The sequence below is a fragment of the Mucilaginibacter auburnensis genome (assembly GCF_002797815.1).
GTDB classification, from domain to species: domain Bacteria; phylum Bacteroidota; class Bacteroidia; order Sphingobacteriales; family Sphingobacteriaceae; genus Mucilaginibacter; species Mucilaginibacter auburnensis.
Genome location: NZ_PGFJ01000002.1, coordinates 1102315 through 1121623 on the forward strand (window position 1 = coordinate 1102315; position 19309 = coordinate 1121623).

At 42.3% G+C, this 19309-nt stretch carries 13 protein-coding genes; 5 read left to right on the forward strand and 8 right to left on the reverse strand.

Translation table 11 applies throughout. The features are described 5' to 3' along the window. Positions 1-74: 74 nt before the first annotated feature. From CLV57_RS15545 to CLV57_RS15555, 3 genes are read right to left on the reverse strand one after another with little or no spacing between them, the layout of a single operon-like run. Positions 75-806 (reverse strand): DUF3823 domain-containing protein, encoded by a 732-nt coding sequence (locus CLV57_RS15545; RefSeq protein ID WP_100342302.1) that lies wholly within the window; start codon positions 804-806, stop codon positions 75-77. Positions 807-825: 19 nt separating this feature from the next. Beyond that, positions 826-2682 (reverse strand): RagB/SusD family nutrient uptake outer membrane protein, encoded by a 1857-nt coding sequence (locus tag CLV57_RS15550; RefSeq protein ID WP_100342303.1) that lies wholly within the window; start codon positions 2680-2682, stop codon positions 826-828. Positions 2683-2693: 11 nt separating this feature from the next. Beyond that, a complete protein-coding gene (locus tag CLV57_RS15555; protein ID WP_211290079.1) occupies positions 2694-5825 on the reverse strand; it encodes a SusC/RagA family TonB-linked outer membrane protein in 3132 nt (1043 codons plus the stop codon). A gap of 454 nt (positions 5826-6279) precedes the next feature. Between CLV57_RS15555 and CLV57_RS15560 the strand changes: the two genes are divergently transcribed. The 4 genes from CLV57_RS15560 (at position 6280) to CLV57_RS15575 (ending at position 13033) form a co-directional block, all read left to right on the forward strand. Beyond that, positions 6280-6879 (forward strand): TetR/AcrR family transcriptional regulator, encoded by a 600-nt coding sequence (locus tag CLV57_RS15560; RefSeq protein ID WP_100342305.1) that lies wholly within the window; start codon positions 6280-6282, stop codon positions 6877-6879. A gap of 255 nt (positions 6880-7134) precedes the next feature. Beyond that, positions 7135-8268, forward strand: coding sequence for an efflux RND transporter periplasmic adaptor subunit (locus tag CLV57_RS15565; RefSeq protein ID WP_100342865.1), 1134 nt, complete (start codon positions 7135-7137; stop codon positions 8266-8268). A 116-nt stretch (positions 8269-8384) separates the two neighbouring features. Beyond that, positions 8385-11591 (forward strand): efflux RND transporter permease subunit, encoded by a 3207-nt coding sequence (locus CLV57_RS15570; protein WP_100342306.1) that lies wholly within the window; start codon positions 8385-8387, stop codon positions 11589-11591. 26 nt (positions 11592-11617) lie between these two features. Further along, positions 11618-13033, forward strand: coding sequence for an efflux transporter outer membrane subunit (locus tag CLV57_RS15575; protein ID WP_100342307.1), 1416 nt, complete (start codon positions 11618-11620; stop codon positions 13031-13033). Positions 13034-13111: 78 nt separating this feature from the next. On the opposite strand, the gene CLV57_RS15580 is transcribed toward CLV57_RS15575, so the two are convergent. Both CLV57_RS15580 and CLV57_RS15585 read right to left on the reverse strand, forming a co-directional pair. Beyond that, positions 13112-13615: a protease gene (locus CLV57_RS15580; RefSeq protein ID WP_100342308.1), complete on the reverse strand. Its 504-nt coding sequence runs from the start codon at positions 13613-13615 to the stop codon at positions 13112-13114. 72 nt (positions 13616-13687) lie between these two features. After that, positions 13688-15589 (reverse strand): right-handed parallel beta-helix repeat-containing protein, encoded by a 1902-nt coding sequence (locus CLV57_RS15585; RefSeq protein ID WP_157799183.1) that lies wholly within the window; start codon positions 15587-15589, stop codon positions 13688-13690. Positions 15590-15946: 357 nt separating this feature from the next. Here CLV57_RS15585 and CLV57_RS15590 point away from each other — a divergent pair, with 357 nt between their 5' ends. Continuing rightward, positions 15947-17248 carry a DEAD/DEAH box helicase gene (locus CLV57_RS15590; protein WP_100342310.1) on the forward strand — a complete coding sequence of 434 codons (1302 nt, stop codon included), beginning with the start codon at positions 15947-15949 and terminating at the stop codon, positions 17246-17248. Here the strand turns inward: CLV57_RS15590 and CLV57_RS15595 are convergent. The 3 genes from CLV57_RS15595 to CLV57_RS15605 all read right to left on the reverse strand — a co-directional run bounded on the left by CLV57_RS15595 (position 17220) and on the right by CLV57_RS15605 (position 19287). Next, complete coding sequence (locus tag CLV57_RS15595; protein ID WP_100342311.1) at positions 17220-17471, reverse strand: VF530 family protein; 252 nt, start codon at positions 17469-17471, stop codon at positions 17220-17222. The two genes, CLV57_RS15590 and CLV57_RS15595, sit on opposite strands and share 29 nt — an antisense overlap. Before the next feature lie 166 nt (positions 17472-17637). After that, on the reverse strand, positions 17638-17871 hold the full coding sequence (locus CLV57_RS15600; protein WP_100342312.1) for a hypothetical protein: 234 nt from the start codon (positions 17869-17871) through the stop codon (positions 17638-17640). Positions 17872-18399: 528 nt separating this feature from the next. Further along, a complete protein-coding gene (locus CLV57_RS15605; protein ID WP_100342313.1) occupies positions 18400-19287 on the reverse strand; it encodes a LysR substrate-binding domain-containing protein in 888 nt (295 codons plus the stop codon). Between the last annotated feature and the right edge of the window lie 22 nt (positions 19288-19309).

Consider the following 19309-nt stretch of genomic DNA (forward strand, 5'->3'; position numbering starts at 1 on the left):
ACAAATGGAAACCTCTCCCGAACCTCAATTAAGTCCGGGGAAGGTTTCCATAAAACAAGGGATATTTGCTGTTATTATTTTAGCTCCATAACGGGCGAATACAGTAAATCTCCAACGCCTTGCGTTTTAATACCTACCCTTGCAAACGTTACTCCCGTGTTACGCAGGGTTACTTTATCAGCAGTGCTTAAGGTTTTTAAGTTAAAGCTTACGGTTACGTTGCCCGGGGTGATACCCGTGAATACCTTTTCTCCCTGTTTTGAAGTAATATCTACAAGATGGCTTGTACCCAGATAGATCACAACCCGCTCCAGATTTGATGTTTGTACCACTTTTTCCAACTTGAACGTAGCGGTAAAAACTGAATCCACAAAAGTACTTTTATAGTCAGAGATCCAGTGATAAGGGGTGACGTTAAAATTAACGTCCTTTGCCTCACCCTTCAGCGTTAACTTTATCGTATCCGGCTGTAGCCAGGGCCCTTTGCCGGGGCTGTTAACCAATGAATAATTACCGTCAAATGTTTGGATGGTGTAAGTTCCATCGGCTTTGGTAAACATTTTAATAACACCATACACATACTTTCCGGGTCCGGTCTGGATCAGTTGTAAAGGGTTAGATCCACCGGCATCCGATGACGTGGCCATAACTTGAATGGGCTGACCGTTATACAGAAATCTTCCGGAGATTCTCGACGTAGGATAGGTTTTGTTATCCAATTCCTTACTGCAGGATGATATAAGCAGAAAAGAGAACAACGCAAGTCCAATTACTGAAAAGGCTATTATTTTATTTTTCTTTTTCATGATAATAATCTTTTAAATTTTATTGAAGCGGGTTAAGTACCATCTTCGGATTATTTACAACCCAGCCGTTATCAATGCTTGCATAGTAGGCATTAGGTAAAAACAACAATGGCGTTGATTGACGTTTGTATGATACCTGCCTGGTAAATACCCACTTACCATTGTTAGGATCACCAGCCGCCACCACTTTATAAGGATATAGAGAGTAAGGGTGAGCGATAGGGTCATTGGTTGTACCTGTCCATAAAGTATGCGCTATTCTCCATCTTCTTAAATCCCAGAAACGGTGGTCTTCAAAAGCAAACTCAACCCGGTATTCATTTACGATCTTGTCGAATGTTAAGGTAGCATCAGTAAGTGGTTGTATACCACCCCGGCTACGCACAACATTAATGTATTGCACTGCAGATGGTTTGTCTCCCATTTCAAAAGCTGCTTCTGCTGCAATTAAATAAGCTTCTGCTATTCGTAAACGTGGCATCCACATTTCGCTGTAGCGAGGGTTAAGGCCGGCACCCGCGGTTTCGTCTAAAAACTTGCGCACCAAAAAGCCTGTTTTGTTTACATAATTGTTGGATATAGAAGCCGGGCCATTTAACGAAGTAATCAGTCCGCTCGCATCTGATGTTCCTGGATTTGCGGTTTTAATTACCCAGGCACCTGAGCCATTTTTATTTAACTGTCCGGCCTGTAATATTACAGGTATGTTACGATATGGTGCATTGGGCCAGATAACGGTGCCCCACAAACGTGCATCTTTGGCTTTAAATGGATCTTCAACGTCATCGTAAAACACATAAGATCCGTCAGAGTTGTTTGTTTTAATAGTTGGACTGGATCCGTCTTTGTTCTCAAACGCCTCAACCAGGTTTAGCAAAGCACCTAAGTTATTGCCTTCCGAATAGTCACGATGAGAGTAAGGCATTGCCTGGCTGGTAAACTGAGTAACCTGATTAGGGCTTTTCCTGTCAAGCGCCCAAATAACTTCGGTATTTCCAGTTTTTACGTTGATAGCATTGTAAAAGCCCAGACCGGGGTTAGCAGGATCGGTCTGAATTTTATAAGGAGTGGCACTGGTGATCAATAGCTTCGCCGCATCAAAAGCAACCTTGTAAAAACCTGCAGCCTTGTCTGCCGGAATACCGGCTTCCCATCCTGCCGTCTTTACAGAGGGGGTTAGCTTATTGCCGTAATTAGCAATAGATGCGGCATAAACTGCTGCACGCGCTTTAAGCAACAACGCGGCCCATTTATTAGGAACAGAAGCTCCGACAGATGCAACGCCGCTTAATTTTGTCATGGCCAGGTCGCACTGATCAATGACATATTGATACGCGTCTGCTTCTGTTGAGCGTGGAATTTGAAAAGGCGTAACATCCATGCCCGACTCGTAGGTAAAAACTTTATCGCCCACCAGTGGCATGCCACCAAAAGAGCGGGTCATGCAGAAATAATACCACGCACGTAAAAAAATGGCCTGTCCTTCCATATCAACACGCTCACTTTCGGGTATAGCCGACTTAGCAGCACTGGACCGCACGCCCTCTAAAAACTGGTTTAACCTGCGTACAAGTGCATAGTCAATGGTTCTGTTAAAGTTACGGCTAACTAATTTCTCGTCGTCAGTAGTTGTTGGAGAGCCGTACTGTGTGTTAGCCTCATCTAAAAGATGGTAATTGCCAACAGCCCCGTTATTCTGCCCAAAGCCAACAGAAGTATAAAAGTTAGCTAAGGTGGCCAATACCAGGCTTCTGTCAGAATAGATAATTTCTTCCTGTAGTTTGTTTACTGAAACCGTGTCCAGGTTTTTCTTACACCCCATAAACACAGTGTTTATAATGAGGAGCGCAAAAAGACTATATAATTTGGTTTTCATTTTGGTAGTTATTAAAATTTAACTTGAACGCCCATGGTATAAACTCGTGGATTTGGATAGGAATTACCACCGTTGCTGGTAATTTCCGGATCAAGCCCGCCTGGCATATTTGATATTTGCGCCACATTTTGACCGGCTACATAAACCCGGAAATTTGAAACACCTACACGCTTTAACACATTATAAGGTATGGTGTAGCCTATCTCCAGATTACGCAGCTTAACATAAGTTAAGTTAGTTTGCCATAAGCTATTAGGCCAGTGGGTAGTCATCCAGTTGTTTGCACCACGTGTAAGCAGCGGGTATTTACCAATATTGAAGCCGCTGTTTCTGTCCCAAATGTCTTTGTACCAAGTTGAGTTGTCTGCCAGATACTGAGATACATTTTGGTTAGAATCAAAATACCGCATATAGCCCTGTTGCTCATAGGTAGTACCTGTAGCGCCTACAAAGTCAGCTCTTATATCAAAGCCTTTATAGCTTCCGCCCAAATTAAAGCCAAAGTTTATCCATGGTGTACCGCTGTTTACCCGGTAAGTAACAATTTTCATATCCAGGTCATTGATAAATCCGTCGCCGTTGATATCCTCAAATTTGAAGTCGCCCGGACGAATGGTTCTGTTACCTTCGTGGTCCTGATCAATAGGATAGTTTCTGATCTCTTCCCAGCTTTGAAACTGTCCGATGCCTATTAGTTGCATGGTACCATCGCGATATCGCCCTTCGTCATTACCAGGTCCGCCTCTGTATCTTGCCCATTCGCTGGTCCAGCGCTCATCCTGTTTGTATCTATATCCGGTTATCCAGCGCGAAAAGGTGAAGTTACCACCGAAGAAATAGTTAAACTCGCCAACTTTATCTCTCCAGTTTATCGAACCTTCAATACCCCGAACGATATCTGAATTCAGATTCTCATTTGGACGCGAGAAACCAACCAGGTCTGGCAATAAAACGTCTACCCTACCGGCAGCCAACCCTGTCTGCGTGCGCTCAAACCACTCAAAGCCACCGCTCAGGCGGTTATTTAACAGCGTTACGTCAACACCAATATTTAATGCTTTAACACGGCCCCAGGTTAAATTTACTGAAGGTAAGCCCGCTATTCTTGAGGTTATTATTTCTTGTCCGTTTACAATAGCAACGCCTTGGTTACCATAGTTATAGCCGGCCAGGTAGTCTAAAACACCGCCAAGCTCCTGCCCCATTACACCATATGATGCTCTTAATTTAAAATCGTTAATGTTGCTTAACAGCTTACTCTTTCTCCAAAAATCTTCTTCAGAAATACGGTAAGCAACACTTCCCCCAGGGAAAAACCCCCATCTTTTTCCGTCAATATAACTTGGCGAGCCGTCATACCTACCTACAAACTCTGCAATGTATTTGCCTTTGTAATCGTAGTTTATTTTGGTTGAGTAATTCTGCCTTTTTGTTAAAAAGCTCAGGTTATCTGTAAGTGTAGTAATGGCCGAAGGCGTATTAGGTATAAATGCAATACCATTTGCTGCAGGGCTACCTAACGCGTACAAACTTGGAGAAATAGTACTTCTGGCTTCTACGCCTGCAACCGCCTGCAAATTATGGTCACCAAAAGAATTTCTATAATCTAACTGGAAGTTGGTAGTGATCTCTTTGCTATTACTAAAAGTACGCTCAACATATCGCGCAGCAGGTAAATTGGGTGCTAAATTATAGGCCTGCGTATTCTTGTCATAAATATAGAGCAAAGGCGATTTCTCGTGCAGATCCTGCTGTGTATTGGTAAACGTGTAGCTGCCCAATGCACGTGCTTTTAAGCCCGGTAAAATTTGTACTTCCAAATTACCATTAACTGTTATAGCATTTCTTATTTGTGAGTACTTGCCTGAAGTTTCGTAGCCTACCCAACCATAACTGTATTGCGGATCAACTGCTGAGATACCCGGATACTTCGGATTATCATTAGCATAAGGACGAAGTGTAGGCAAATTGCGGAAAGCGGTTTGTTCTGCAAATCCGTAATCATCACCCGGCAAACCGGCCTGTGCTGTTTCTTCTACACGGCCAATAATGCCAACGCCAACCTTTATGCGTTTACTAATGTTGGCATTTACATTTGTTTGAAAGTTGGTACGCTTAAAGCCGTCGCCAAGGTTACGCATAATGGGCTTTTGCTGAAGGTTACCAATACTTACATAATAATCGGTATTTTCAGAACCACCGGAGAAGTTGAAACTATTATAGATCTGCGGCGCGGCCTTTCCCCAAATAAAATCATACCAATCAAATCCCTGATAACCAGGTTCGGTACCTGCCATCCATTTATCATACTCCGCCCTTGTTATGGTACGGGTACGGTTGTTATAGGTTTCATCCTGTACCAAAGCCCTTATAAAAGTCTTAGCGTCGGCTGGTTTATTATAGTTGGCTACTTTTTGTATACCATAATAGCTTTGGAAACCTACCGTTGGTTTTTGATTACGCTTACCTTTTTTTGTAGTGATTACAACAACACCATTAGAGGCCAACATACCATAGATAGCAGCCGAACCGTCTTTTAATACAGATATAGACTCAATATCGTTAAAGTCCATATTAGAAAAACTGGTGTAATCTCGGGTAACACCATCAATAACTATTAAAGGAGTACCATAGTTACGTATCTGTATGGTTGGCGCGCTACCGGGTCTTCCGTTGTCTTGTCTGAAGTTAACACCGGGCACCCTGCCAACCAACGCACCAGAGGCTGTGGCTGCTCGGGAGTGCGAAAGTTCGTCGGCTGTTACGGTAGAAATTGCACCGGCCAGCGTGGCCTTTTTGGTTGTTAAACCAAAACCCGTTACAACAACCTCATCAAGGTTGGTTGTAACTTTTGAAAGTTTAATATCCAATACCGTTTTGCCCTGCACCGGTACTTCCAGATCCGTGTACCCTATAAAATTGGCTACCAATACAGATTGGGCGCTTGGTACTTCAATGGTAAACTTACCTGCGGCATCAACAGCTACTGCGGTTGATGTGCCCTTTACCTTTACAGTTGCCCCTATCAGGGTCTCTCCTGTTGAAAGATCAGTTACCAATCCGCTTACTCTCAAAGTAGCGGAAGCATTTTGCGAGTAAGCCCCTGTATAGTTAATAATGGTGATTGCTATTATTAACAACACGGCTTTAAAAGAAAAATTTCTCCGATGCATTTTTAAAGCGCATCGAATCTTCTCGTGTGTAAAAAAAGTCATAAAAAGGTTTATTAAGGGTTAAATAATTGTGTTTATCGCATTAGCGACAGGCACGCTGCGCATGGCAGAATGATCACGATGTGTCTTTCATAGCATTAATTTTAATTCAATAAAATGAAGGCTAAATAATCCGGATGGGTTTGATTATCAGGCCATAATTGGTAATGCTAAAATTAGATGTAAGGAATTTACAACGTTTTCGTAATTGTTGAAATGATTTATACTATGGTTGATTTTTAGGCGTGATTTGCTATGGATAGCTTGTTGAATAGATCTTTCGCAAGTGGGAAGATTTTACAAATGACAATTAAATGAAACGGATTTTAAATAACAGCACTACATTTGCCTAACACTGTTAGAAAAATTAATACAGTAAAACAAAATGGCCAGCAAGGACAGGAAACAACGCTTAAAAGACGACACCCGGAAAAGTATTCTGGACGCCGCTATGCGTATTGGGAAGGATGAGGGGTGGCAGGCCTTAAGTATGCGTAAAATTGCCGATATTATTGAATATACCCCACCGGTTATTTATGAATATTTTGCCAGTAAGGAAGCTTTAATGTTAGAGCTCACAAAAAAGGGCTACCTGATGCTGGCTAAAGACACACAGGCTGCTATGGACAGGCACACTTTGCCCGAAAAGCAACTTGAAGATATGTGGCTGGCGTATTGGAACTTCGCTTTTGCGCATAAGGAACTTTATCAGTTAATGTTCGGTATTGAAATAAACTGTTGTATTTGGGATAATTCTGTACCCGAAGCAGAGATTCCGGCCAACATGATTTGGGATGTGATAGGCAAATTAACCGGTATGGAAAACCCGCCGGAAGATCTGATCTGCAAACGTTACTACACATTTTGGTCGGTAGTGCATGGTTTGATCTCTATCAATCTGGTAAGGCAGGGCGTGCCTGCAGGTATTAACGACGAGGTTTTAAAAGATGCTATTGGCGCTATTATACGTTCAATAAAGCCGTAGTTAATTTCTATACTAAAAAAATTAACTAACTCATAATAAATATTTAACACTGTTAAATTATCTAACTAAGTAATAACACTATCAATATAATTATTCGCTAACTACATGACCTCAAATAACTTCAACTCACCATGCCAGGTTAACGCTGTTAATAAATATTACAACGTTAACAGTTCGGACGAACCGAGCACTATCTATTTAGACAGCATTAGGAATGCTGCCCGAAACATTAATCCCAAAACACAAATTACCCTCATGAAAATTGCATTTTTAGCCATGATCGCCATGGCATTGGCAAGTTGCTCACCAAAACCACAGGCAACCACGCCTCCCCCACCCGCACTACCGGTAGCCACTATTAACACAACTACTGATACTACTTACCATGACTACCCAGCCGCTATAGAGGGTGTTGTTAATGTAGAGGTTCGCCCGCAGGTAAACGGAGCTTTAGAAAAAGTATATGTAGACGAAGGTGCCTATGTAACTGTAGGTCAGCCCCTGTTCAAGATCAATGATCAGCCATTCCGTGCTGCATTGAATAACGCGTTGGCTACCCAACACGCTGCAGAAGCTGCGTTAACCAATTCCCGTTTAGAAATTGAAAAGCTTACCCCGCTGGTACAAAACAAAGTAATTTCCGATTACCAGCTTAAAGCTGCTAAAGCTGCTTTTGATGTAGCCAAGGCCAATATTGAACAAGCTAAAGCCAACGTTTCAACTGCGCAGATCAACCTGGGTTACACGCTCATTAAAGCACCGGTTAACGGATATATTGGTAGGCTGTTGAAAAAACAAGGTAGTCTGGTTAGCCCGACTGATGTACAAGAGCTCACTCAACTATCTGATGTGCACGATGTACACGTTTATTTCTCACTAAGCGAAAAAGACTTTGTAAACTTTAAAGACCAATATCCGGGCGCTACGTTGAAAGAGAAAATTCAGCATTTGCCTGCGGTTACACTTTTACTTTCTGACAATTCTGCCTACACTAAAAAAGGTAAAATTGATATGATTGACGGGCAGTTTGATAAAACTACAGCGGCAATTACTATTCGCGCAAGCTTTGCCAATCCCGAAGGTTTACTACGCGCAGGTAATACAGGTAAAGTGCGTTTAGGCTTACAACATACTGATGCACTGGCTGTACCTGAGTCGGCTACCATAGAAATGCAGGATAAAGTATTTGTATTTGCTGTAGCCGATAGCAATAAAGTAGAAAAACGGCCCATCAACATAATTGGCAAAAGCGGTACCAACTACCTGGTTAATGATGGTATTAAACCCGGCGAACGCATCGTGCTAACCGGAGTTGACCACTTACAGGAAGGCTCGGTTATTCAGCCTCAGCAAAAGGCAGAGAAAGTTGCAGCTAACGTAAATCGCTAATAAAGTATCCAGATAAGGCGCCTTAAACGGCGCCCCTGCTAAACAATTACCTCGCTTTTTTAAGCGAACAAGGGAGCGTTTGCTCCGAAAAATCACCACAATAAAAATAATAAGTCATGCTTAAAAGATTCATAGAGAGGCCTGTACTATCAACCGTTATCTCCATTTTGCTGGTGATAGTGGGTGTGCTTGGCCTTACCAGATTGCCTTTGCAGCAATTTCCGGATATCGCCCCTCCTGCAGTGTTGGTAGCGGCGGTATATCCAGGCGCCAATGCCGAAACCGTGTTACGCTCGGTAGCGCCCTCATTAGAAGAAGCCATTAACGGTGTTGAGAACATGAGCTACATGAGCTCAACCGCCAGTAATGACGGTACGCTGGCCATAACCGTTTACTTTAAACAGGGTACCGACCCTGACCAGGCGGCGGTTAACGTACAAAACCGTGTGGCACAGGCTACAAGTCAGCTACCATCAGAAGTTGTACAACAAGGCATTGTTACCACCAAACAACAAAACAGTTTGATAGGCGCCGTTGGTATGTTTACCGAAGACCCTAAAAAATACGATCAGGCTTTTGTGGCTAACTACGCGCAGATCAACATCATTCCCGAATTGAAACGTATTCCGGGCGTGGGTTCAGCTACCATTTTCGGTGGTATTAAAGATTACTCTATGCGTGTATGGCTCAACCCTGCACAAATGGCCGCTTATAATGTTACTCCTGCCGAGGTAATGAACGCTATTCAGGATAAAAACCTGGAGGCTGCTCCCGGAAAGCTGGGCGAGCGCAGCGATGAAGTTTTTGAATACGTAATTAAGTATAAAGGTAAACTAACTAAACCTGAGGAGTATCAGAACATAGCCATCCGCGCAAATTCGGATGGTTCTGTACTCCATTTAAAGGATGTTGCACGGGTTGAACTGGGCGCGTACTCTTACACCAGCGTTACACATCTTAACGGTAAAGACGGCGTAGGTATAGGTATCATTCAATTAGCCGGATCAAACGCTAACGAGATACAGATAGCTGTTGATGAGTTTATGGAAAAAGCTTCTAAAGATTTTCCAAAAGGCATAGCTTACAATAACTTTTACCGCACTAAAACCGCGCTTGATGAGTCTATATCACAAGTAGAACATACGTTGATTGAAGCCTTCATACTGGTATTTATCGTAGTATTTATTTTCCTGCAGGATTTTAGGTCAACGCTCATCCCGGCAATTGCTGTACCGGTAGCCATATTGGGTACCTTCTTCTTTATGAACCTGTTTGGTTTCTCCATTAACCTGCTCACACTGTTTGCCTTGGTTTTAGCCATTGGTATTGTGGTAGATGATGCCATTGTGGTGGTGGAGGCCGTCCATTCAAAAATGGAAAGCGAACACCTCTCCCCAAAAGTAGCCACCACGCAGGCCATGCATGAAATTACAGGCGCTATTATCTCCATCACGTTGGTAATGGCTGCGGTATTCTTACCTGTAGGCTTCATGACGGGTTCTACAGGGGTATTCTACAGGCAGTTCGCGTTCACTATGTCAATTGCTATTGTGATATCAGCTGTGAATGCCTTAACCTTAAGCCCGGCTTTAGCGGCGCTATTCTTAAAAAGCAATCATAACCCGGCGGACCCTAAAGCGCCTAAAACCTTTAAAGAGAAATTCTACGCAGGCTTTAACCGCAGCTTCAGCACCATGACAGACAGATATCTGGGTGGTGTTAATTTCCTCATTAAAAATAAAAGGCTGGCAATGGGTGGTTTAGCGGTTGTAGTTGCCGCCACAATTTACCTGGTAAGTACAACAAAATCAGGCTTTATCCCTACCGAAGATCAGGGCTTTATAGCGGTATCAGTTACCACCCCATCAGGAGCATCATTAAGCAGAACCAACGAGGTGATAAAAAAAGCCGAAGAAGCAGCCAACAGCCTGCCAGCGGCACGATTTGTTACGGCTATATCGGGCTTTAACTTATTGACCAACTCTACCAGTCCTTCATCAGGCGTATTCTTTGTATTGCTTAAACCGCATGATGAACGCGGAGAGGTAAAGAACATTGATGAGGTACAAAACATGTTACGCGGAGAGTTAGCCAAAGTAAACGGAGGCGATTTCTTTGTGTTCAGCTTCCCTACCGTACCCGGCTTTAGTAACGTAGAGGCATTGAACGTGGTATTACAGGATAAAACCGGCGGCAAGCTGGATAAGTTTAGCGGGGTGGCTAATAACTTTATTGCCAAGCTGATGGCCAAACCGGCCATTGCACAGGCGTTCACCTCTTTCAAAGCAGACTATCCGCAACTGCAATTAGAAGTTGATGATGATAAGGCTAACCAGTTAGGTGTTAGCGTTAGAGACATTTTGCAAACCATGCAGGCTTACTTTGGTAGTGCGCAGGCATCAGACTTTAACCGCTTTGGTAAATATTATCGCGTGGTAGTTCAGGCTGATATTGAAGACCGTGCCGACCCAGCGTCTATTGACCGCGTTTTCGTAAAAAACAAAACAGGACAGATGGTGCCTATTAACACATTGGTTAAGTTGTCTCGCGTTTACGGTTCCGAAACTGCCTCACGTTTTAACCTGTTCAATTCTATTGAAGTGAACGCTATACCAAAACCGGGCTTCAGCTCCGGAGATGCTATTGCAGCCATACGGGAAACAGCTAAAGAGGAGTTGCCATCTGGTTTCACCTTTGAGTTCTCGGGCCAAACCCGCGAGGAGATCTCCTCATTAGGGCAGTCATCCGTAATATTCGGTTTGTGTCTGGTGTTCGTTTACTTTCTGCTGGCCGCTCAATATGAGAGTTATATATTGCCGTTGGCCGTTATCCTGTCTATCCCAACCGGTATTTTAGGAACGTTTGTAGTGTTAGGATTAACCGGCATTGAAAACAACATTTATGTACAGGTGGCCCTCATCATGCTCATCGGCTTACTGGCAAAAAATGCCATCCTAATAGTAGAGTTTGCCGTTCAGCGACGAAAGGCGGGGTTACCGTTGGTTGAGGCTGCTATAGAAGCAGCTAAATTACGTCTGCGCCCTATTATCATGACCTCGCTGGCATTCATATTCGGTTTGTTCCCGATGAGTATTGCAACCGGGCCTTCAGCACAGGGTAATCACTCTATTAGCATTGGCGCAGCAGGCGGCATGGTATCCGGCGTTGTACTGGGTCTGTTTATCATTCCGGTGCTATTTGTCATCTTCCAGGGTTTACAGGAAAGAATAACCGGAAAGCCTGAAGATAAAGCTAAACATGAAGATCAGCACGGATTGAACGGTCATTCCATTCATGAACCCCTACCTGCGCTGAATGCTTAATTGTTGATATCATAAATAATAAAACAATGAAAAAATATATAACCGGATTGGCGCTTATCACACTTATAATAAGTGCCTGCTCCGTATCAAAAGATATAAAAACACCACAACCCGAAGCTCCTGCGGCATTCAGGATGGCGGATGTTCAAACCACGGGCGATAGCAGCAGCATTGCCAACATACAGTGGAAACAGTTTTTTACTGATGCTACTTTGCAAAAGCTAATTGACAGTGCCATAGCCAACAATTACGATATGCAGCTGGCGCTTAAAAACATAGAAGCATCGCAATTGCTGTTAAAACAGGTTAAATGGAACTACGTACCTGAGGTTAACCTGAATGTTGGTGCAAGTTCAAGTCGACCTTCAAACAACAGTTTGAACGGCATAAGTTTAAGTCAGTTTTTGGGTACTAATCATATAGAGAATTACCAGGCCGATGTATCCATATCATGGGAGGCAGATGTTTGGGGGAAGATACGTAACCAAAACAAAAGCGCTTTGGCTGCTTACCTGCAAACACAGGAGGCACGCAAGCTGTTGCAAACCAATATTGTTGCCAGTGTTTCGCAAGGATATTATACACTGTTGATGTTGGATGCCCAGTTAGATGTGGCTAAAAAGAATGTGGCTTTAACCGATAGCACCCTGCAAATTATCAGATTGCAATATAACTCCGGACAGGCTACGTCATTAGCCATACAACAGGCAGAGGCACAACGCCTGGCTGCCGCACAACTGGTGCCCGAGTTTGAAAAGAACATAGCCATACAGGAAAACGCTCTGCGCATTTTAACAGGCGCATTGCCTGATCAAGTTACCCGTACCGCAAGCCTTGCTCAATTCAATGTACCCGAAACTGTTGCAACCGGTGTACCGTCAGAAGTAATTAGCAGACGGCCCGATGTGCGTAGCGCAGAATTGTCACTTAACATAGCTAATGCTAACGTAGGCATCAATAAAGCCAATATGTACCCTGCCCTGCGCATTACAGCCGATGGTGGCGTAAACTCATTCAAAGCCAGTAACTGGTTCAATATACCTGCATCATTGTTTGGTATAGTTGCCGGCAGTGTAGTACAGCCGCTTATTAACCACAAACAGCTAAGCACCCGCTATAAAGTGGCCGAGGTTGAGCGTGAGAAAACGGTATTGCAGTTCAGGCAAACAGTGTTAAATGCTGTTGGCGAGGTGTCCAACTCGTTAGCCAGCCTGCAAAAGCTAAAACAAGAGCAAGCCATAGTAGCCACCAGGGTAAACACATTGCGTCAGGCTACAGGTAATGCCAATCTGCTGTTTAAAAACGGCATGGCAACTTACCTGGAAGTAATAACCGCGCAAGCCAACGTTCTGCAAAGCGAACTGGAACTGGCTTCTATCAAACGCGATCAGCTATCAGCTGTATCATCGTTGTACCGCTCTTTAGGAGGTGGCTGGCAATAAGCCTAAGCAACCGATAACAACGCGAAAGCCTTCCTCTAAGTAACGGGGAAGGCTTTCGCGTTTTAATGATAAAACTTATTACTTGTATATAAATGATACATCCTTATCTACCTTCAATCCGTTCATGCTCTCGCTGTTGTAACGAATAGTGTAAGCGCCGGCTTTGCTAAGCGCATAACCTTGCAACAAGTTAAATTTGGTAACCAGGCTATCACCTGGCGCAATGGTAATGTAGGCATCGGCAGGTGGTGGCATTACACGTTTAGCCATAGCGCCAACATATGGTGCTTCTTCGCCATCAGCGTTTTTAACATCAAGGTACTTGCTCAACAAAGGTTCAAACGGTGTTTGCCATTTCAAAAATTTGGCAGCGGTGTCTGTACGGTTATAAACCGCGAATTTCAACATTACAGAATCGCCCATGCGCACGGTATCTGCAACACTCATTACAGCGTAGGTACCGTTTCTCACAGCTACAGAATCTGCTGTATTAGCTGCACTTTCATCAGTAGTTTTGTTTTGTGTGCTACATGCAGCGGTTAATAACGATAGCGCGATCGGCAAATAAAATATTTTTTTCATAGTAGTTTTTAGCAATAGACGGTGTAACACAACCAATGTTTGTAATTTTTTAAATTAGTTTATACAGAGGTCTTAATTGTTAACAATAGGTTTGCTTGCGCTTGTACCAACTTTATAAATTACCATTCCTGAGTTCATGGGGGCTTTTACTACCGCGCCTTTACTAACGCGGTTGCCCGTAAGTGTTTGGTAAGTTGCTGCGGCAGCTTGCGTAACTGTTTTTTTTGCCGTACTATAAACCGGATACACAGTTGAACCAGGTACGTAGTTGGGCGGTGTAGTACTACTGTTTGAATCTAAGGCAAAGGCTGTTTTAAAAGTAGTAAGATTGTAAAACGTATTCTTGTTGCTGCCGAAGTGATAAACCTGTATGGTGTTGTTATCATCAGATGGGCGTGAGTAGATGTTATTGTTAAACCTGCCTATAGTGCGGGTATGAACAGCATCAGTAAAGTAAACAAAAGCCATCGCCCTTTGTCCTTTTAGTGCAGTTATTGAGTTATTATAAAAATCAATAGTATTAGAGTAGTTATCTTCCTGCAAGGCAAAACCCACTGCGCAGTTGTAAATAGTGTTATGATGTATTTTAAGTGAATGCCCGTCGTGCAGGTAAATGCCGTTTAAAGGCATATTGAATACAGAAACGTTGGCTATCTCTATATCCGACGCATTATTATCCAGATACACTCCGCTTACCTCTATTTTAGCAGCTGCACTGCCGGCTATTCCATTTTTGCTGCCATCCAAACAAATACCATCGCCTACGTATCCTGATGTTCCTTTTACAGCCCCGTCTACATATACGCCGCCACCATCGGTAAGCACGTTACAGAAGTTAGATATGGCAAAATCTTTTATAATAATATTAGCGTTGGCAGCATAAATACCGTTATAACCAGTGTTTCTGATGGTATCGCCAACAAACTGGTTGTTATTGCCACGCATAAGTACACCGTTACCGTTAGCCCCGGTGGCAGCAGTGCCGGGTATCATGTTAACATTTGTAATTAGCGAGCTTTTTATAACATTGTTATTAGCGTTGATCATTATACCTGTAGAGTTAACGTTGTTAACAGTACAATTAATGCAATTAAACCCGGCAGAAGCACTGCGTATGCCTACATGTGCGTAATCAGACAATACGTTAACTGCACTACAGTTCGGCGCCTGAACATCTATATTCTGACTATTACCACCTGTAACCCTAACGCCTGATATTTTAATATTAGCGGCTTTTAAGGTAACCGGTGTTTCAACAGCGGAATACTGAGCAGTAAAAGTTGGCGACTTGGTGGAGTATATAACAATTCTCTGTGTGCGGGCATCGTAATACCAATCTCCTTGCTGGGTACAGGCAGCCACAGCATTTTGTATAAAATAACCATATCCTTTTTTAGGCGATACGGAAGTTGCTTCGTTATACGTTATAGTAGAACCATTTTGTGCGGTAATGATGCGCTTCTCCAGCATGTAGTTATCCGTTTTAATTACTACAGTTCCACCAGTAAACTTTTTACCGACCAAACTACCTGTAATACTATTGCCGTTAGCCGACAGAATAGCATCGTAACTTGTTTTAGGATACCGGCCTACAGCCTGTTGCACACCATTTATCAACACCATGTTTATGGTGTTACTTGCACCCACTTTTAGCGGGCCAGACTGATACAGGTTGCCGCCCAATGCCGTCCACGATGATACAGTGTTAAAACCCGAAATTACCGGCAGCGCCCCTGTGCCATACGAACCAATGTTACAGGTAGCCACAAGCGATCCTGAGAACACGTTGCCCCTTTTAAACAGCACACTGTCTGTTGCTGCAAAACTACCTGCATTCACTTTTGAAATACTTTGCCATGGTGTTGATGCAGATGTGCCGTTATTGCTATCGCTCCCCGCGCTGCTTACATAATATTTTGTAGCCGAAGCCCAAAAAGGTAGTAAAACCAGTGTGTATATAAGTAATCTTTTCATTGGTATCTGCTTTAATGCGTCGCAACTTATTTGCCGGCTTTTATGTAACGCTAAATTACATTGTTCAAATATACCCACCGGCGTTTTAAGCTTAGCCGCAAATTATAATTAACAGACTGCCACTTTACGGTTTTGTTTAGTTAAACGGTTTAGATTTTACTATAAGATATTTTTGACATTGAAATACAATGAGTTAAAAACCTATCTTCTAATCCGAATTTTGGCCACTATGATCAAATAACCTGGTTTACACCAATCCTCAGTTATTAAATAATAGCATCATTAAAACACGTATCAAATAATGCGCCTTAAAAAAGATAACTTTGCTGGCCCGCTTGGGGATTTAAAATACAATATATGACGTGGTTAGATAAATTCAGGCTAAAAAAAGGCCTTATACAGGCTTTAAATGAAATAGGTTTTACCACTCCTACACAAATTCAGCAAAAAACGCTGGCACGTATCAGCGGAGGGCAGGATGTAATAGGTGTGGGGCCGGAAGGGTGCGGCAAAACCACTACTTATATATTAGCCGCACTTAACAAATTTACATATACGCCGGATGGTGTACCTAAAGTTTTGATACTGGTACCTACCAAAGAAAAAGTTGAAGAGGTAGCAGAAAAGATTGACCAACTCAATAGAAACAAAACCATCTCTATAGTTCAGTTATTCCCCGCTCCCGGCACTGAGGCACAAATGAATGCCATGGCCGATGGTGCCGATATTGTAGTTGCAACACCCGACAGGGCGCGTGCCATTTACCTTAAACTTGGTTTGGATGTAAATAAAATTGAATTGCTGGTTATTGACGATGCCGAACTGATTGTTAAACAAGGCTTTCAATTGCCGGTTACCGAATTGGCCAATAGCATACCTAAATGCCAGTGCCTTGTTTTTACCGAAGTACTGCATGAGCGTTTGAACAAACTGATAGCGCCATTTATGAAACAACCTGCCATTGTTGAAGTGGAAGAATTAGGTGAGCCGCAGTTTGACACGCTTCCGCAGCTGTTATATGTACTGCCCAACTTTGGCACTAAAGTGAATTTGCTGAACCTGTTTATGCAGGATGAAGAAGTGTTTACCAAAGTAGCATTATTTGTAAACACCCGCCCAACTGCCGAGAAATTATACGCCAGCCTTAACAACCGCAAAAATAGCGTTGCTTTATTGAACCCATGGTTTTTTGAGATGGATGGGTTTACATCTGTACAAGAATTTAGAGATGCTGCTACCCGCGTGCTCATTGTGGTCAATGACGCAGAGCAAAAACCAGAGTTGAACGATATTCCGTTTCTTATCCACTTTGAATTGCCGGTTGAAAAGGACATTTATATCAACCGGATGATCAATAGATCGCCGGGCGATGACAATGAAACCATGGCAATTACATTTGCCACAGACCTGGAACTGGCATCGGTTAAAAAAATTGAACAGGCCATTGGTCAAAAAATACAGGTAGGCGATCTACCGGAAGATCTAATCATTGAAAAAGAGCGCGCACCAGCCGAAACTGCGGAAAAAAAGGCAGCTAAAATAAAAGGAGAGGATAATGCGCCCGGAGCCGCTTTTCACGAAAAGAAAGCCAGCAACGCCAAAACTTACAATTTAAAGGCAAGTGTAAAAGCTAAAATGAATAAACAGAAAAAGCACTAATTGCTACTATCAAAACGAGGTGGAAACGTAAAGGTCTTCCACCTTTTCTTGCCCAATCGGTTTTACGGAGAAATTTTAGGCTTGATTTAACGCTCGGATTATCATTAAAGCAATTAATACGAATGCGCGACCCCAGTTCCGGCCAGCCATAGTAAGCCACCAGTTCATTTAATATGGTCTCTAACGTTTTTCCATGAAGCGGATTATTGGGTTGCTGTTGCATTGGTGCAAAGTTAATATAATAGCTAAACGCATGTTGTTGTAAATTACAAAACGCAACAACAGCGTATCAAAAAGTTTATAACAACAAAAGCCCTCGTGTTTGAGGGCTTTTAAACGGGGGGCTCAGATAATTTCCTGTAAGCTATTTATAAGCGTGCTTTATCCTATTAATTGGATAATGAAGTACATTTAAAGTTAAATACACCACGACTGTTACTTTGCTCATTTGCCTGCTGTATTCTAACAGTTCTGAAAGAGTAAGGGTAGCCATGTTTACCAACATAACTAAGTTGAGCAATTACTCCAGCTTCCGCGCCCGGGATAGCATCATATTCAAACTGGCCTGTTTCTGGAACGTCTGACACCAATTTCGGATTTTGTAAAAGTTTTATCTCTAACATTGCGATATTTATAATTATTACCAATTATGCTATAAAGATAAATAATAGATCAATTGTTTTAATAAATAAATGATAATTTTAAATATTAAATTTTCACAGCCATATTGTCAAGAATATTAACCGTTTAAATCCTGATATAGCACACGTGTGCAACAGCAGCCATGCGCCAACACACCATTACACTAAGTTGTCCCGCATACATATGCGACTTAGTATATCAAATTTAACCCGACCGGTACAACTAACAATTGATTATCAAACTGTTGACTTTCACTTATTGCGCAACGGGACAACTTTTAAGTCAGGAATTTTGACTTTAAAATATTCTTAATAAATTAAATATCAGCATGTTGTATATTTTAAAACCAATATACATTTCTGGTCCACCAAATGGGACAGCTTTCAATACACTAATTATTATCTGGTGCTGATATCAAATTAATTAAAGGATACCAGGACAACGATATATACTCAGAGATACTACTCGTTGAATGAGTTTAATTACCTGTTTCTAAAGAAGCATTAAACTTATGACTGATAATCCTTTGAAAAATCGGTTAACAACTGCGCTAACAGCCGGGCTGATTTCTTACGGTAGGCTTCTGCGGGCCACTTAATAGTTGCTTGCCGAGTCATACCATTCCCTGTTATTTTTATCGCCTTTAGTTGAGGGTAGTTAAAAATGGACGAGGCCATAAGTACGGTGGCCAATTTGCCGGCACCTACAAGCTGTAAAATCATATTTATATCATTTATCTCCATCAGCATATCCGGTTTGATGTTTTGACGTGAAAGTAACTCGTCAAGGTAATTTCTGATACTAAAGCCAACCGACGGCAATATCAATGATACATTTTCCAAATGTTTTAAACTAAGCTCCTTTTTTGGGGATAAAGCATGGTTTTGATGTACGATCAGCGCGAGGGAGGAAGAAAACAGTTTTTCGGTTTTGTAGCTGCCATTTTTTTCTTCCTGAGAAAAAGAAAGCATCATTTCAATACTGTTGCGGTCAAGTTTCTCCAATAGATCTTGCGTGGTACCAAAAACAATATCAAATTTGATGTTGGGATGATCTTCAGAAAATTTTGCAATAGCCTGGGTTAGCAAATTAGTTAAGCCATATGTAACTCCAATCGTCAACGTCCCGGTATTAAGGTCCATCAGGTCTTTCAGGATATCTTTGCCATCATTTGCATCTTTCAGAGTTTTAATAGCATATGGCAAAAACATTTTTCCGGCTTCCGTCAAGCGCACTCTTTTTGCGATCCTGTGAAACAATGGAATGCCTAATTCATCTTCAAGTTGTTTTATTTGTTGCGATAAGGTACTCTGAGTAATAAACGATGCAGCCGAAGCTTCGGTGAAGTTTTCCAGTTCGGCTGCTTTAATAAAATATTTGAGTTGGCGCAGTTCCATTATTAAAGATAAGGATGTAATC

Coding starts and splice junctions, on each gene's coding strand:
- CLV57_RS15605 (WP_100342313.1), bottom strand. CDS start 19,287: ATGGAACTGCGCCAACTCAAATATTTTATTAAAGCAGCCGAACTGGAA.
- CLV57_RS15560 (WP_100342305.1), top strand. CDS start 6,280: ATGGCCAGCAAGGACAGGAAACAACGCTTAAAAGACGACACCCGGAAA.
- CLV57_RS15585 (WP_157799183.1), bottom strand. CDS start 15,589: ATGAAAAGATTACTTATATACACACTGGTTTTACTACCTTTTTGGGCT.
- CLV57_RS15575 (WP_100342307.1), top strand. CDS start 11,618: ATGAAAAAATATATAACCGGATTGGCGCTTATCACACTTATAATAAGT.
- CLV57_RS15545 (WP_100342302.1), bottom strand. CDS start 806: ATGAAAAAGAAAAATAAAATAATAGCCTTTTCAGTAATTGGACTTGCG.
- CLV57_RS15550 (WP_100342303.1), bottom strand. CDS start 2,682: ATGAAAACCAAATTATATAGTCTTTTTGCGCTCCTCATTATAAACACT.
- CLV57_RS15595 (WP_100342311.1), bottom strand. CDS start 17,471: ATGCAACAGCAACCCAATAATCCGCTTCATGGAAAAACGTTAGAGACC.
- CLV57_RS15565 (WP_100342865.1), top strand. CDS start 7,135: ATGAAAATTGCATTTTTAGCCATGATCGCCATGGCATTGGCAAGTTGC.
- CLV57_RS15600 (WP_100342312.1), bottom strand. CDS start 17,871: ATGTTAGAGATAAAACTTTTACAAAATCCGAAATTGGTGTCAGACGTT.
- CLV57_RS15580 (WP_100342308.1), bottom strand. CDS start 13,615: ATGAAAAAAATATTTTATTTGCCGATCGCGCTATCGTTATTAACCGCT.
- CLV57_RS15570 (WP_100342306.1), top strand. CDS start 8,385: ATGCTTAAAAGATTCATAGAGAGGCCTGTACTATCAACCGTTATCTCC.
- CLV57_RS15590 (WP_100342310.1), top strand. CDS start 15,947: ATGACGTGGTTAGATAAATTCAGGCTAAAAAAAGGCCTTATACAGGCT.